Here is a 15,184-nt window from a genome sequence, read left to right as displayed (position 1 = left end):
CCTTTTCTAATGTCCCCCGTTCCCTCCTAGAAAATTATGTCTATCTCTACCTCAACCTCAGATGTCAATGAGCCTCTCAATCCCCTAGAGGACTGGATTGACGATGACGAACTGGAAAACGATCCTGAGTTTCAGGCGTGGTTAGCGATCGCAGACACAGCGGAGGAGGAGGACAGCACTGGACAAGCATCCTCCCGCCGCCAACCCGGATTAGAAAGGGATTTAGCCCAAACCCTCAATAATCTGGGCAATGCCTACCTCACCCAAGCCGAACTAGGGAAAGAGCCGGTGGCTAACCTAGAACGGGCGATCGCCGCCTTCACCGAAGTCACCACCATCAGCCGCCAACCGGGATTAGAAAGGGATTTAGCCACAACTTCTGTTTGGGTTCCCTGGGACGCAGCGGCTCAACAGCGAGCCAATAAACTGGCCCTGGCTCACCCTAATCCCAGGTTTGGGGAACTGATTCGTCAGAACACCTTAGCGGCGGCGGTGCTGACATATTATCTAGAAGAGCATGGGATAGAGGTAGATGCTGCGGCGGCTGACCACGCTCAAGCGGTGCTACAACTACTCAATCCAACAGCAGATGTGGTGCTACCCAAGCTAGGTAAACTGGAAGCTATATTGATTCCCCAAGACTCTGGTGAAGAACTGTTGGATTTAAGCCAAATTAGTGTCGAAATTGACCTAAATCCGGCAACTCTAGCCTATATTTTAATCGAGTTAGGGGAAGGGGGAGCTTGGTTAACTGGGGTTCTGTTGAGTTCGGACCTGCGCCAAGATTTCCCAGAAGGCGGTGCGGTGTCCTTGGCGATGAGGAAACCTATATCGGCGCTGTGGGAGGCTTACCGTCGGTGGGAAAACTGTCAGCAAATCATGGCGCAGTATATCGATAAACAAGGCTGGTCAGTGGAACAGCGATCGGAGGTAATCACGGTGTTAAACTGGGTCTGGGACTATCGGCAGGACTATGAGCGTCCGACGCTATTAAAGGAGTTTTTAGAAGAGAAGGCCAACGAGAATAATGAGAATTTTAAACCCTTAGTCTCGCGTCCAGAAGGGGTAAGGGAAGCAACGCCTGAGCCGTCTTCAGAGGGTGCGGTGGACTGGCTAACGGTGGCGATGGATTGGCTTGATGAATTGGGAAAATGTATTTAAAAATAATAATATCAGAATGTAGGGTGCGTTGGGGGTACGGGCGAAGCATTCGGATAGGAAATCTAGGGTTTCAGCAATAGGTTATTGTCCGAATGCTTCGCCCCTACTCAATCATTTAACAATCCGTCGTAACGCACCACATCTATCATTAATTTAACTACTACTTGGTGCGTTACGCTATCGAAGGGCGCACCCTACTAATACTGCTTTTTCTAAGGACTTAATTGCTATTAAATGATTTATTCCTGGAAGTTTTGGCATAATTATCCAACTTCTACATAAAGAGATTCGTCATCTTTATTTAGTTCTTCGACTGTCTCTAAGTAGAGTTGAATGGCATCCTTGATATTTTCTAAAGCTTCCTCTTTAGTTTCCCCTTGTGACCAGCACCCCGGTAAACTTGGACACCATATCGCATATCCTTCCTCGCTCTCTTGTAACCTTACTTTATAGCGCATACTTACCTTTTAATTTTGACTATTATCATTTGTAATTATAACAACCGCCAAAGCAGTTAGGATATTTACAATCTCTGAAACCCTCTCAGGTTTTACTTTTGCCAGGTATAACCTGAATCATCTGATATATGGCTCAATCAGTCGTCTAACTTGAGCCAGAGCTTCTTCCCCCGAAATTGGCTGCACAGAGCCATCCCGAACCTCGCCTCTTCGTCTTTTTGCTTCAGTTACCCAAACTGCCTGAATTGTTGAATCGGTATCGAATTCTAAGCTTTCTACCAACTTGTCTGCAAGCAGCGCCCTTGATACACTAGGTAAGGACAATATCTCTTCTGTCAGTTGCTCAATTGATCCCATAGCCCGTCGCAGAATAATAAACTCTAAGTATTATCATTCTACAGCAAAATCGACTAAGTTAGTTCTTTTTTGATAAATCTTTAATTAATCTGCTATGGGCAGTGCGTTACGCTATCGAAGATCGCACCCCACTATAATTAGACTAGAATTGAGTTTGCTAGAGAAAAATTCAGGGTACGGGCGAAGCATTCGGATAGGAAATCTAGGGTTTCAGCAATAGGTTATTGTCCGAATGCTTCGCCCCTACTCAATCATCTAACAATCCGTCGTAACGTACCACACCTATCATTAATTTATTTGGTGCGTTACGCTATCGAAGGGCGCACCCTACTACTACTGTTCCCTGTTCCCTGTTATAAAATAGTAAGGTGATCATTAAAAAAGAGGTCAACAGATGCAAAACTTACGTCAGGTTTCTTTACTAACAAGTGGACAAGAGCAAGTCTTAAATATTCCTCCTGAACTTGCCTTATCAAGCACAGAGGTTTTGTTACGCAAAGAAGGTCATCGCTTAATCATTGAGCCGATTTCTTCTGGTTCTCTACTTTCTTTGCTGACTACTTTGCCAGACATTACAGACAATTTTCCTGATATAGATGAAGGGTTGCTTTCCCTTGATGACATGACGTTTTAGAATAAAATAGCCCTGAAATTTTATTGTTATAAATAGATTCGTTCAAAAGGTTCTTTTCGATAACGGCGATAAATATCAAAGTCACTATCTAAGGTAATAATTGCAGAAATATTAAGTCTTTCAGAAATAGTTATTAAGGATAGATCTGCAAAATCTCCCGGTAGGTCAGCGTATTGTTCATTAAGTTGTATGATTCTGGCAAAATCCTGTGGTAAAAGGGGAATACATTGATAAAGCTGGTGGGATAAATCACTTAAAAATTCATTTTGCGTTCGATAATTATGGCTCAAAAGATACATTACTTCTGTTATACAAGCAACAGTTGTAATCAAGTCGCTGGAACATTGTTCAAAAAAGTTGACGACAGCCAGATGATAATTATCTTTGGAACTGTAATAGGCGAATAAAATACTGCTATCTGTAATAATTTTGGGGGGATAATTTGTCATGAATGATCTTGCTGATGATGGTTTTGTATATATTCTGCTACTACTTTTTTGCGGTTTTCTCGCAATGACAAATCAGGTGGAGCATTTTCTAAAAGATGCTGAGGATGACCTCCCCGGCGTTGTAATAAAGTTTTACGCGGTTTTAAGCTTTGCCAATGTTCGTAAATGAGTTTTTTCAGAAGTTCTTCTGAGCTAATATTCTCTTCGGAAATGATGTCTGCTAGATAGTTCTCGGTTTCTCGATCTAGATTAATCGATAACATTGTTACTTCATGGGATAAATCAATATCTTTGATTATAGCTTAAAATCCATGATCGCACTCACCCCCCATCCCCAATTGAGTTTGCTAGAGAAAAATTCGGGGTACGGGCGAAGCATTCGGATAGGAAATCTAGGGTTTCAGTAATAGGTTATTGTCCGAATGCTTCGCCCCTACTCAATCATCTAACAATCCGTCATAACGCACCACACCTATCATTAATTTATTTGGTGCGTTACGCTATCGAAGGGCGCACCCTACTAAAAACTTCATGGGATAAATCAACATCTTTGATTATAGCTTAAAATCCATGATCGCACTACAGATAATCGCACTCACTCCCCATCCCCAAATGGTAAAATGTAGGGTGCGTTAGACGGCGACAATTTCTGCTTAAACTTAAATCTAACAATCCGTCGTAACGCGCCACATCTATCATTAATTTATTTGGTGCGTTACGCTATCGAAGGGCGCACCCTACTAAAAACTTCATGGGATAAATCAACATCTTTGATTATAGCTTAAAATCCATGATCGCACTCACTCCCCATCCCCAAATAGTAAAATGTAGGGTGCGTTAGACGGCGATAATCTCTGCTTAAACTTAAATCTAACAATCCGTCGTAACGCACCACATCTATCATTAATTTATTTGGTGCGTTACGCTATCGAAGGGCGCACCCTACTAAAAACTTCATGGGATAAATCAACATCTTTGATTATAGCTTAAAATCCATGATCGCACTCACTCCCCATCCCCAAATGGTAAAATGTAGGGTGCGTTAGACGGCGACAATTTCTGCTTAAACTTAAATCTAACAATCCGTCGTAACGCACCACATCTATCATTAATTTATTTGGTGCGTTACGCTATCGAAGGGCGCACCCTACTACAACCTAAAACCAATCATGAACGAAGCAAGAATAGAAGCTTACTTAGCCCTAATCCAAGCGCTCTTCCAGTGCGAAAATGGTCAGGAACCAGCGCTATTACAAGCTAATGCGGAATTACTTGATGCAGGCTTAGTCGCTGTGATGAAGCAGTATGCAGGCTTCTTAGAACAGCAAGGAGACAGCAATAACGGGAGATGGTTGCTGAATATGGCGCAACAGTTAGAACAATTTTTAGAACCGCCCAGAGATAACCAAAACCTCTACATCAGTTTTTTACAAACCCTACTGCAAACTATCGCAGAAAATCCCGGAAACCCCCAAGCAATTTATCCCCTGCTCGACAATAACCTCCATCTCTTAGATGAAAACTTAGTTAACCTCCTCCGTGCTTGGGGAAATCAAACCAGGGAACAGGCCAGTCCAGGGGGAATTTACCAACTAGGGGTACTCCTCTATCGTCTTGCTTATGCTTTTTCTGGGTTTCCTAAAGGTAATCTACTCATTAACCTAGCCATTGCCGTCTATGGATACGAATTTTGTGCTGCAACTGAACGCCAACCCGGATTAGAAAGGGATTTAGCCGGAACCCTCAATAATCTGGGCATAGCCTACCTCACCCAAGCCCAACTAGGGAAAGAGCCGGTAGCCAACCTAGAACGGGCGATCGCCGCCTATACCGAAGCCGCCACCATCAGCCGCCAACCCGGATTAGAAAGGGATTTAGCCGGAACCCTCAATAATCTGGGCATAGCCTACGTCACCCAAGCCCAACTGGGTCAAGAGCCGGTAGCCAACCTGGAACGGGCGATCGCCAACCACACCGAAGCCACCACCATCTTCCGCCAACCCGGATTAGAAAGGGAATTAGCCGGAACCCTCAATAATCTGGGCAATGCCTACCGCACCCAAGCCGAACTGGGTCAAGAGCCGGTGGCTAACCTAGAACAGGCGATCGCCGCCTATACCGAAGCCACCACCATCCGCCGCCAACCGGGATTAGAAAGGGATTTAGCCAAAACCCTCAATAATCTGGGCAATGCCTACCGCACCCAAGCCGAACTGGGTCAAGAGCCGGTAGCCAACCTGGAACGGGCGATCGCCAACCACACCGAAGCCACCACCATCTGCCGCCAACCCGGATTAGAAAGGGATTTAGCCCAAACCCTCACTAATCTGGGCCTAGCCTACCGCACCCAAGCCGAACTGGGTCAAGAGCCGGTGGCTAACCTAGAACAGGCGATCGCCGCCTATACCGAAGCCACCACCATCTTCCGCCAACCGGGATTAGAAAGGGATTTAGCCAAAACCCTCGATAATCTGGGCAGTGCCTACAGCCTCCAAGCCGAACTGGGGAAAGAGCCGGTGGCTAACCTAGAACAGGCGATCGCCGCCTATACCGAAGCCGCCACCATTTGCCGCCAACCGGGATTAGAAAGGGATTTAGCCGGAACCCTCACTAATCTGGGCAATGCCTACTGCATCCAAGCCGACCTGGGGCAAGAGCAGGTGGCTAACCTAGAACGGGCGATCGCCGTCCACACCGAAGCCGCCACCATTTGCCGCCAACCGGGATTAGAAAGGGGTTTAGCCCTAACCCTCAATAATCTGGGCAATGCCTACGTCATCCAAGCCGAACTAGGGCAAGAGCCGGTAGCCAACCTAGAACGGGCGATCGCCGCCTACACCGAAGCCACCACCATCTTCCGCCAACCCGGATTAGAAAGGGATTTAGCCCTAACCCTCAATAATCTGGGCAATGCCTACAGCATTCAAGCCGAACTAGGGAAAGAGCCGGTAGCCAACCTAGAACGGGCGATCGCCAATTATCGAGAAGCACTTTCCTTTCTCAACCCCGCTCTCTTACCGGCTAACACCCTGAGAACTGGGCGCAACTTAGGCAATCTCGGTTTCCAGCAGGGTTGGTGGGACATTGCCATCGAAGGCTACAGCGCCGCCGTGGAAGCCGTTGAACAAAGCCGCGCCTGGGCAACCAGTGAAGCCCTTCGCCAAGAGATTGTCCGCAAGTCTATCGGTGTTTATGAAAACCTAATCCAAGCCGCCGTTAACCAAGGCGACCTCTCCCTGGCGCTGCGAACCGTCGAACGTTCCCGCTCCAAACGCCTCGCCGACCTGATCGCTGTGGGCGACCTCTACGCCGATGGGCGCGTTCCCCCAGAGATCCAAGCCTGGTATCAGCAGGTTAAGGATAGCCGTCAGATCCAATCCCAACTCCGTCAAAAACCCCTCGACCAGCCCGGATTCACCCAGAAGCCCCAACTCTACCCCATCGGTAACACCCGCGCCAGCTTTGCCACTGAACAACTCCAGGCCGCCGAAGCCGCTGAACGTCAAGCCTGGGACGCTCTCTACCGCTTTGATGCCATCACCGCCCAACTTCAGCAACCCCAACCCCAACCCCGACTCGATCAGCTAACGGCGCTGCTTCCATCCCCCCAGACTGCCCTCCTCAGCTTCTACACCACCGCCACCCATACCCACATCTTTGTCCTGCGTCGCCCCTCCCGGGATGGCGGGGAAGGGGTCAACTGCCACACTATTCCCAATCCCCCGGAGTCCGCCAACGACCTGCAAAACTGGCTGATCGTCAACTGGGTTATCCCCTACATTGCGATTAATCAAGCAGAGACCGCCCAATCCCGCCAGCAGCGTCGGGATGAGTGGCACCAAGCTATGGCCACTCGTCTGCAAGAACTGGCAACCCGCCTGCAATTCGACACCCTCATCCAACAGCACCTCCAGGGCATCACTGAGTTAATTCTGATTCCCCACCTGTTCCTGCACCAAATTCCCTTCGACCTTCTACCCACCGCCCAAGGCCAACTACTGGGCGATCGCTTTCGCCTTCAGTTTGTCCCCAGTACGAAAATTCTCGGACTGTGCCAAGAGCGATCGCAACCCACTCCCGACACCCTGGGGATTGTGGAAAACACCACAGAGGATTTGCCCTATACTCCCCTAGAGTGTGAGTGGGTCGCCCAAACCTGGAATGTGCCTCGCCAACGGCGGCTACAGGGGCGCACAGTCACCCCCGACTCTTATCTGCAATTGCTGAAACAAGTGCAGGCTTTGCTCTCCAGCCACCACGCCACCAGCCGCGCCGATGATCCCCTCAACTCCCACCTCGTCCTAGCCGAAGAGCAAAAAGTCACCCTCCGGGATTTACTTAGTCCCCTGTGGCGTTTTCCCGAATTGTCGGAAGTGTTTCTCTCCTGTTGTGAAACCGGTCTCAGTTTTGCCGGTTTCCGAGATCAAGAGGGAAAGCTGCGACCGGAATTACTGGACGAACCCCTCAGCTTAGGTACAGGCTTTCTGCTGGGGGGCGCTCGTGCTGTGATTAGTAGTCATTGGGCGGTGGCTGATCTAGCGACGGCGCTGTTTTCCCGGGAGTACCATCGCGCACGGCGGGCCGGAGAGGAACGTTTAACGGCTCTACATCAGGCTCGTCAAGCGTTGCGGGAGACTCGCCAAAAAGACTGGCGGGACAGTTTGACAGTCGATTATCAGCAGGCTTTCCAGACTTGGCGACAAATGCGCCAAACTAAGGATCCCAACGTCAATGCTGCTCAAGCCAATTATCAGAAAATCGGCGAATTGATCAAGTGGCTTGACGAATTTGCTCCCGATGCAGTGCCTTTTCAGGATTATCGTTACTGGGGGGCGTTCTATTGTCTGGGACTTCCTTAAAATTAGGAATTATTTCCTTGTTGCAAGTAAAACGTAGGGTGCGTTAGACGGCGACAATCTCTGCTTAAACTTAAATCTAACAATCCGTCGTAACGCACCACACCTATCATTAATTTATTTGGTGCGTTGCAAGTAAAACGTAGGGTGCGTTAGACGGCGACAATCTCTGCTTAAACTTAAATCTAACAATCCGTCGTAACGCACCACACCTATCATTAATTTATTTGGTGCGTTGCAAGTAAAACGTGGGGTGCGTTAGACGGCGACAATCTCTGCTTAAACTTAAATCTAACAATCCGTCGTAACGCACCACACCTATCATTAATTTAACTTTATTATAACATATAATTAATTTGCAAGAGTTCTTATCTATCATTAATTTATTTGATGCGTTACGCTATCGCTAACGCACCCTACTACTAATTATTGTACTGTAAAAGGATAATGCTGGGTTTTTAAAGGTTCCAATTTTAACAGGTCAAAAGCCCTATTTTCAAAGAGTTTTACCATTATTAAGCAATCCCTAATTAGGATAAACTCGCCCTTTCCAACCTCCCCCTTGACCGCGCCAATAACGCAGGGCAGAATCGACGGTCATTAAACTATAAAATAGGGCAATTAGGGGTAAAGTTAAAGCCCGCAGGGGGGATAATTTATATAGTCTTAAAGTCGGGCCATAGGAAAGGGCGATTAGTAATAAGGTGACGGCGCTAATTATAATAATTGATCTTTCTTTTAAGACCAATCCCCAGATTAAGCCCAAGGGGGCAGCTAAATAGGTTAAAAACATCCCGAAAATTGTGCCGATTAACCAAAGTATTGAGTAATTTAGTTGTGTAAATGCGGTGCGGGCTACCATATTCCAAATGCTGGCTAAATCTGGATAGGGACGGAGACTATAGGTGCTTTCTGTTAATCCTAACCAGATGGAACTCTCGTTATTTTCTGGGTGATTTTGCAGATATTTTTTAACCGCAATCGCCAAAGAACAATCATCAATTAAAGCTTGTTTAAGAATCTCAATACCGCCAATTTTTTCTAGGATATCTCGGCGAATTAAAATGCAACCCCCAGCGGCGGCTGCTATCGGGGAATTAGGATTATTAACTAGGGGAAAAGGATAGAGTTTCTCGAAGAAAAAAACAAAGGCAGGAATAAGAAATTTTTCCCAAAAACTGTCACAGCGTAGCAACACCATCAGGGAAACTAAAGCTTGTTTTTCCTGTACTGCTTTAGTAACTAATTGGGTTAAATTATCTGGTGCGTGGGCAATATCGGCATCGGTAAAGAGAAAATAATCGGGTGCAAATTTCTCGGTAGCCTCTTTTATTCCCTGTTTCATTGCCCATAATTTACCCGTCCATCCTATCTCTAAAGGTTGTCCATAAATAATAGTTATTTGTCCAGATTTATGAGATTGATCAGCAATTTCTTGGGCAACTTTTCCAGTGCCATCACTGCTTTGATCGTCAATTAAAATAATGGAAAATTCGCCTTGATAATCTTGGTTAAAGAGGGAGGTTAAACTGATAGGTAAAACGTCGGCTTCGTTTCGTGCGGGGATAATTGCCGAGACTTTTGGATAATTTGTTAAGGGAGAAGTGACAGGATTAATTTTTTGGTTAGATAGCCAAAATTGTCCCCTGGCTAAGATTAAATATAACCAAATTATTAGCGATAGGAAAGTAACTAATAATAAGAAAAATGTCATAAGCTGGTGGCCTTTCGATGAGGGAACAGGGAATAGGTTAAAAAGAGGATCAAATTTAGATGCACAACAGCTTAACCAGTTTGGGGTTTAACAGAGGGCATTTAGGGTAAAATAAAAGCAAGTTAGTAAGATTAGGCGAGGGAGTAAATCATGGATTATGATGTCGTAATTATTGGGGGCGGACCAGCGGGAGGTCACTGTGGTAGATTATTAAGTGAAAAAGGTTATCGTGTTCTTTTAGTGGAACAACATTCTAGTTGGCAAGATAATAACTTTTCTAGTGCCGCTTCTCCCCTAGAAATTTTAGAACAATTCAATCTCCCCGAAACCGTGGTGGCTAGGTTTTGGAAAAATATCGAAATTATCTCCACTAGCATACATCATTTTTGGTCATCACCGCAACCTTTAGGGGTAGTTTTTGATTTTGCCAAATTGCGAGAGTTTTTAGCCGCAGAAGTGCTGGGTTTGGGGGGAGAAGTTCGTTTAGGTTGTCGTTATCTGAAATATCAACAGATGGAGGATCAGCTAACTGTTTTCTTGAAATCAAAAGGCGAGAAAATCGAGACAGTTACTACTCGTTTATTGGTTGATGCCACGGGATACGCTAGAGCAGTTATGTATAAACATAGACGAGAAAAACCTGATTTTCTAAAAGCAGTGGGCATTGAATATTTAATTACTGTGCCAGAAGTAGATTATCAAAAATATCAAGATAATTTAGTATTTTTTCTCGGTCATAAATGGAGTCCTAAAGGTTATGGCTGGATTTTTCCTATGGATAACCAGCAATTAAAAATAGGAGCTGCTTGGTTAGAGGGCGAACATCCCTATGTTTCTGAAGTTAAGCCTTTAAAAAGTTATATTATCGAGATAATAAAAAACTACATGAAGTTAGATAATTACGATTTACTAGATCAACACGGTTCCATCGTAGAATATTCCTCTGGATTGCAAGATATTTACTATAAACAACCAAATATTATCGCCATAGGTGATGCAGTTTCAACTATCAATGCTTTAGGAGGAGAGGGAATTAGACACGCGATGAAAGGAGCGGAAATTGCTTGTCAATACATGGAAGAATATTTACAGGGAAAATCGAGTAGTTTTGCCGCTTATCAACAGAGGATGCAAGAATATTTTCAACCAAAATGGAATTTATCCGATCGCCTCAGTCGCAAAGTTTATTTAGAATATAGTGATGTGCGTATTGATCAAGGAGTATCCTATCTCAAGTATCTTTCTACTCAGGATATAATCGACATTTTATTTTACTACAAATTTGAAAAATACACAAAAGGGTTAGGAGGATTTCTGCTGGGGAAATTACGTCAATGGTGGCACCGAATTTTCCCTAGTCAAAACCCCGGATAAATAGGCTAGGATAAAGCTAAGGAAACAATATTGGTAAAGACCGTGAGTAAGTTTATTCGCTACAGTACAATGATCACCCTGCTGAGTATTTTAGCAGCCTGTACTGGCAATCCTGCCCTAGAAAATCGTCTGGCTGCCGATCCTAATCTACAAACAAATCCCATACCAGAAAACTCTCCTAATAACCAGCAATTACCCGCAAATTTTCCCGCAGAAATTCCTCGATATAGTCAATCAGAATTATTATCCGTGCAGACAAATCCTGATAATACCGGTGGGCAAACTCGTTGGCAATCCAACGATCCCAGCAATGCGATCGAGGCTTTTTATCAACAGGAATTAGTTAATAATAATTGGGAAATTATCACTCCCTTTTCTGGGGAAGGAGTCAATAGTACCCTAACGGCCCGTCGAGATAATTTAGAATTAACTATCACCATAACTGCCACTTCTCCCAATACCGAATATAGCCTCGATTATCGTCCAACGGGAACCCCGATTGCTTCTCCTAGTCCCTCCCCTAGTCCCTCCCCTATTTCTTCCCCCTTGCCAAATCTTAATCCCACCAGTTTTAACGATCTCGAATCCTTACCTAATCCCTTAAAGAGCCACATTCAAGACTTAGCTAAATTAGGAGTATTAACAGGTAATAATAATCAGTTTAACCCTAATAATACCATAACGCGCCGAGAATTTGCTCGCTGGTTGTTACAGGCTAATAATGCCATTTATGCTAATGTAGCGGGTAAACAAATCCGTTTAGCTACTCCCAATAGTTCCCCAGCTTTTAGTGATGTTAAAAATAACGATCCCGATTATATTTATATTCAAGGATTAGCGGAAGCGGGGTTAATTCCCTCTCCCTTAACGGGAGATAGTAGCACCCTTTTATTCCGTCCCAATGCTCCTTTAACCCGGGAAGATTTAATCGCTTGGAAAGTGCCATTAGATATTAGAAAAGCTTTACCGAGTGCCAATCTTGATACGATTAAAAATACTTGGGGTTTTCAGGATACTAATAAAATTAACCCGCAGCTGGTGCGCGCTCTTTATGCCGATTTTCAAAATGCCGAACAAGCCAATATTCGGCGAGTTTTTGGTTTTACTACCCTATTTCAGCCAAAAAGACCAGTAACTCGCGCTGAAGCTGCCGCTACTTTATGGTATTTTGGTTTTCAGGGTGATGGTGTTTCCGCTGCCGATGCTTTGCAGGGTCAAGATACGCAACAGAGTGGGGTTAATTAAAATTTGTCCACAAAAATTAAGGGTGTGTTAGGAAAATATAAGCACTCTTTTTGACATTTCTTCATATCTATTCAGAAAAATTAACAGAGGATTCTTGACCCTGCAGCTAGGGGAATATTTTATCCTAAAGATATAACTCTGCTGTAGGGGATTTTCTTGCTGACTTCCGCTGCTATTAAAATTATGACCCATCAAACTCTCAAACTCGCCGGGATGAGTTGCGCTGGTTGTGCTGATTCGATCGAACGGATAATTAAATCTATCCCCGGAGTGATTCGATGTCAAGTTAATTTTGGCATGGAACAGGTGGATGTGGACTATGATCCCAAGCGTACCGATCTTAACACTATTCAAGCAAAAGTTAGGGATGCCGGTTTCCAAGCTACACCGATAACGGAAATTAATCTCGAATCCAGGCCAGAAAAAGAACTTCTCACTAAACTATCGATCGCTATTGTTATTAGCATTATACTTTTTATCGGTTCTTTGCCGATGATGACGGGTTTATCTCTATCTTTTATTCCCCACTGGTTACACGCTCCCTTATTACAATTAATTCTCGCTACTCCCGTCCAATTTTGGTGTGGTCAAAGTTTTTATAAAAATGCTTGGAAAGCCTTTAAAAACCGCACTGCCACCATGGACACTTTAGTAGTTTTGGGAACCAGTGCCGCCTATTTTTATTCCCTGTTTTTAACCTTCGGGAGCGATTTTATCGAAAAACAGGGGTTTAATTCCCATGTCTATTACGAAGCATCAGCTATCGTCATTACTCTGATTTTACTCGGTCGTTTCCTCGAAAAACGGGCCAGAAAAGAAACGGCCGCTGCTATTAAACAATTAATGGGATTACAGGCAAAAACTGCTAGGGTAATTAGGGAAGAACAGACGCTAGATATACCAATAGAAGAGGTGAAGGTAGGAGATATAATTTTAGTGCGTCCGGGAGAAAAAATTCCCGTCGATGGCATAATTATCCAAGGCAGTTCTAGCATTGATGAATCGATGGTGACAGGGGAAAGTTTACCCGTGCGAAAAACCGTCAATCAACAGGTAATCGGTGCGACAATTAATAAAACCGGTAGCCTACAAATGCAAGCGTTGCGGGTGGGAAAAGATACGGTTTTAGCTCAGATTGTCCGATTAGTGCAAACCGCGCAAGCATCAAAAGCACCTATACAAAGATTAGTCGATCGAGTGACCGCTTATTTTGTGCCGGTGGTGATGATTATTGCCGTAATAACTTTCCTATTTTGGATTCTCCGCACGGGTAATCTCACCCTCGCTTTGATTACAATGGTGGAAGTCCTAATTATCGCTTGTCCCTGTGCGCTAGGATTAGCTACACCCACCTCGATTATGGTGGGAACAGGACAGGGAGCAAAACAGGGAATTTTAATTAAAAATGCCGAAAGTTTAGAATTAGCCCAGGGTATTACTACTATTGTCCTCGATAAAACGGGAACTCTCACCCAGGGGAAACCAACGGTGACGGACTTCTTGACTCGCGAAGGGGTGAGGGATGGACGGGAATTATCGCTGCTGCAGTTAGTCGTATCGGTGGAGAATCATTCTGAACACCCGCTAGGAGAAGCAATAGTTAGATATGGGCAGTTAAACCAGATTAAAACCTTAGAAGTAAGCGAATTTGACTCAATAACTGGGTCAGGAGTGCAGGGAAAAGTCGGGTCGGATTTAGTGCAAATCGGTACACAACAATGGTTAGAACGTCAAGGAGTTGAAACAAAAGTTCTTAAAAAAGTCGCCCACGATTGGGAATGGCAGAAAAAAACCGTGGCTTGGATAGCGGTTAACGGGCGTTTAGAGGGGGTGATCGCCATTTCCGACGTTTTAAAACCTTTTTCTTCCTTAGTGGTCGCCAAGCTCAAAAAAATGGGCTTAGAGGTGATGATGATGACGGGGGACAACCTCGAAACCGCAGAAGCGATCGCCAGAGAGTTGGGTATCTGGCGCTTTTTTGCCGCACTCCGTCCCCAAGAAAAAGCCGAAAAAATCGAATATTTGCAGAAAAAAGGGAAAATAGTCGCCATGGTTGGAGATGGCATCAATGATGCGATCGCATTGGCGCAAGCGGACTTAGGTATTGCCATTGGCACGGGGACTGATGTAGCGATCGCCGCCAGTGATATAACCTTAATTTCGGGAGATTTAGAGGGAATTGTGACCGCTATTGAGTTAAGTCGGGCAACAATGCGAAATATCAAAGAAAATCTCTTTTTTGCTTTTATTTATAACCTGATTGCCATTCCCATCGCTGCCGGAGTCCTCTATCCTTTTCTGCTCAATCCGATTATTGCCGGTGCTGCCATGGCTTTAAGTTCCCTTTCCGTGGTGACGAATGCTTTACGATTGCGTCGAATTCACCCCAGGGTGGGGAGTGCGGTGTAGGGAGTGGGGTGTAGGGTGTGGGGTGTAGGGTGTAGGGTGTAGGGTGTGGGGTGTAGGGTGTGGGGTGTGGGGTGTAGGGTGTGGGGGTTATTTATTTTCAAGAGCGCGAATCAAAGTTAGCAGGAGTCGGCCTACTGATTCACATTGATTAAGAATAGGATTGACGCTCTGAGGGGAAGCTAGTTCAACTCTTTGAGAGATTAACCAATGAGTCTCCAACTCTTTGAGAGAACCTTGAGCTATGTACAAAAATTGGATGTATTCTCCCCTGGTTTTGCGTCCCCTCGGCAATATTCGCTGCTATTGACACCGAAGCTCGGCGAATCTGTGTTGTCAACCCATAAAGCTCTTCTTTGGGAAAAGTTTTAGTGAGACGATAGCAACTTTCAGCTAAATTTACGGCCTCCTGCCAAACTCTTAAATACTCGGTAAGATTGAATTTTTGAATCCGCCATAGATTTTATCAACTTATCCCTATAGCCTACACTCTACACCCTGTCTCAACCCAAAAGATTGTACTACAATTT

Annotated in this window: 11 protein-coding genes and 1 pseudogene; 6 read left to right on the top strand and 6 right to left on the bottom strand. The window is 45.0% G+C overall.

Going from position 1 to position 15,184, the window contains the following annotated elements; genetic code table 11:
• Window positions 1–36: 36 nt before the first annotated feature.
• Entirely contained in the window at window positions 37–1,161 is a 1,125-nt protein-coding gene (locus IM496_RS03360) for a DUF1822 family protein (RefSeq protein ID WP_287661234.1), read from the top strand.
• Between the two features lie 263 nt (window positions 1,162–1,424).
• Here the strand turns inward: IM496_RS03360 and IM496_RS03355 are convergent, their stop codons facing one another.
• Both IM496_RS03355 and IM496_RS03350 read right to left on the bottom strand, forming a co-directional pair.
• Window positions 1,425–1,619, bottom strand: a complete 195-nt coding sequence (locus IM496_RS03355; RefSeq protein WP_002784633.1) for a type II toxin-antitoxin system HicB family antitoxin — start codon at window positions 1,617–1,619, stop codon at window positions 1,425–1,427.
• Between the two features lie 117 nt (window positions 1,620–1,736).
• Window positions 1,737–1,976 carry an addiction module protein gene (locus tag IM496_RS03350; RefSeq protein ID WP_004268322.1) on the bottom strand — a complete coding sequence of 80 codons (240 nt, stop codon included), beginning with the start codon at window positions 1,974–1,976 and terminating at the stop codon, window positions 1,737–1,739.
• A gap of 394 nt (window positions 1,977–2,370) precedes the next feature.
• Between IM496_RS03350 and IM496_RS03345 the strand changes: the two genes are divergently transcribed.
• Window positions 2,371–2,610, top strand: coding sequence for an antitoxin (locus IM496_RS03345; protein WP_159294788.1), 240 nt, complete (start codon window positions 2,371–2,373; stop codon window positions 2,608–2,610).
• A 26-nt stretch (window positions 2,611–2,636) separates the two neighbouring features.
• Here the strand turns inward: IM496_RS03345 and IM496_RS03340 are convergent, their stop codons facing one another.
• Both IM496_RS03340 and IM496_RS03335 read right to left on the bottom strand, forming a co-directional pair.
• A complete protein-coding gene (locus IM496_RS03340; RefSeq protein WP_287661232.1) occupies window positions 2,637–3,059 on the bottom strand; it encodes a type II toxin-antitoxin system VapC family toxin in 423 nt (140 codons plus the stop codon).
• The gene (locus tag IM496_RS03335; protein ID WP_046661765.1) at window positions 3,056–3,322 is read right to left on the bottom strand and encodes a hypothetical protein; all 267 of its coding nucleotides are present in this window, start codon (window positions 3,320–3,322) and stop codon (window positions 3,056–3,058) included. The genes IM496_RS03340 and IM496_RS03335 overlap by 4 nt, the downstream gene beginning before the upstream one ends.
• A 906-nt stretch (window positions 3,323–4,228) precedes the next feature.
• Here IM496_RS03335 and IM496_RS03330 point away from each other — a divergent pair.
• The gene (locus tag IM496_RS03330; protein WP_287661231.1) at window positions 4,229–7,918 is read left to right on the top strand and encodes a CHAT domain-containing tetratricopeptide repeat protein; all 3,690 of its coding nucleotides are present in this window, start codon (window positions 4,229–4,231) and stop codon (window positions 7,916–7,918) included.
• A gap of 523 nt (window positions 7,919–8,441) precedes the next feature.
• On the opposite strand, the gene IM496_RS03325 is transcribed toward IM496_RS03330, so the two are convergent.
• On the bottom strand, window positions 8,442–9,629 hold the full coding sequence (locus tag IM496_RS03325) for a glycosyltransferase (RefSeq protein ID WP_287661230.1): 1,188 nt from the start codon (window positions 9,627–9,629) through the stop codon (window positions 8,442–8,444).
• A gap of 150 nt (window positions 9,630–9,779) precedes the next feature.
• On the opposite strand from IM496_RS03325, the gene IM496_RS03320 reads away from it, so the two are divergent.
• The 3 genes from IM496_RS03320 to IM496_RS03310 all read left to right on the top strand — a co-directional run bounded on the left by IM496_RS03320 (window position 9,780) and on the right by IM496_RS03310 (window position 14,657).
• Window positions 9,780–11,003, top strand: a complete 1,224-nt coding sequence (locus IM496_RS03320) for an NAD(P)/FAD-dependent oxidoreductase (protein WP_287661229.1) — start codon at window positions 9,780–9,782, stop codon at window positions 11,001–11,003.
• A 30-nt stretch (window positions 11,004–11,033) separates the two neighbouring features.
• Complete coding sequence (locus IM496_RS03315) at window positions 11,034–12,248, top strand: S-layer homology domain-containing protein (RefSeq protein WP_287661228.1); 1,215 nt, start codon at window positions 11,034–11,036, stop codon at window positions 12,246–12,248.
• 183 nt (window positions 12,249–12,431) lie between these two features.
• Window positions 12,432–14,657: a heavy metal translocating P-type ATPase gene (locus IM496_RS03310; protein WP_287661227.1), complete on the top strand. Its 2,226-nt coding sequence runs from the start codon at window positions 12,432–12,434 to the stop codon at window positions 14,655–14,657.
• 87 nt (window positions 14,658–14,744) lie between these two features.
• Here the strand turns inward: IM496_RS03310 and IM496_RS03305 are convergent.
• A pseudogene (locus tag IM496_RS03305) lies at window positions 14,745–15,105 on the bottom strand (four helix bundle protein).
• Between the last annotated feature and the right edge of the window lie 79 nt (window positions 15,106–15,184).

Origin of the sequence: Microcystis sp. M049S2 (assembly GCF_020245625.1) — a bacterium.
Taxonomy (GTDB): domain Bacteria; phylum Cyanobacteriota; class Cyanobacteriia; order Cyanobacteriales; family Microcystaceae; genus Microcystis; species Microcystis ichthyoblabe_A.
This window is presented reverse-complemented; position numbering and strand designations above follow the sequence as displayed.

Excerpts from the sequence above, each read along its gene's own strand:
- IM496_RS03360 (WP_287661234.1), top strand. The coding sequence starts at position 37 with ATGTCTATCTCTACCTCAACCTCAGATGTCAATGAGCCTCTCAATCCC.
- IM496_RS03355 (WP_002784633.1), bottom strand. The coding sequence starts at position 1,619 with ATGCGCTATAAAGTAAGGTTACAAGAGAGCGAGGAAGGATATGCGATA.
- IM496_RS03350 (WP_004268322.1), bottom strand. The coding sequence starts at position 1,976 with ATGGGATCAATTGAGCAACTGACAGAAGAGATATTGTCCTTACCTAGT.
- IM496_RS03345 (WP_159294788.1), top strand. The coding sequence starts at position 2,371 with ATGCAAAACTTACGTCAGGTTTCTTTACTAACAAGTGGACAAGAGCAA.
- IM496_RS03340 (WP_287661232.1), bottom strand. The coding sequence starts at position 3,059 with ATGACAAATTATCCCCCCAAAATTATTACAGATAGCAGTATTTTATTC.
- IM496_RS03335 (WP_046661765.1), bottom strand. The coding sequence starts at position 3,322 with ATGTTATCGATTAATCTAGATCGAGAAACCGAGAACTATCTAGCAGAC.
- IM496_RS03330 (WP_287661231.1), top strand. The coding sequence starts at position 4,229 with ATGAACGAAGCAAGAATAGAAGCTTACTTAGCCCTAATCCAAGCGCTC.
- IM496_RS03325 (WP_287661230.1), bottom strand. The coding sequence starts at position 9,629 with ATGACATTTTTCTTATTATTAGTTACTTTCCTATCGCTAATAATTTGG.
- IM496_RS03320 (WP_287661229.1), top strand. The coding sequence starts at position 9,780 with ATGGATTATGATGTCGTAATTATTGGGGGCGGACCAGCGGGAGGTCAC.
- IM496_RS03310 (WP_287661227.1), top strand. The coding sequence starts at position 12,432 with ATGACCCATCAAACTCTCAAACTCGCCGGGATGAGTTGCGCTGGTTGT.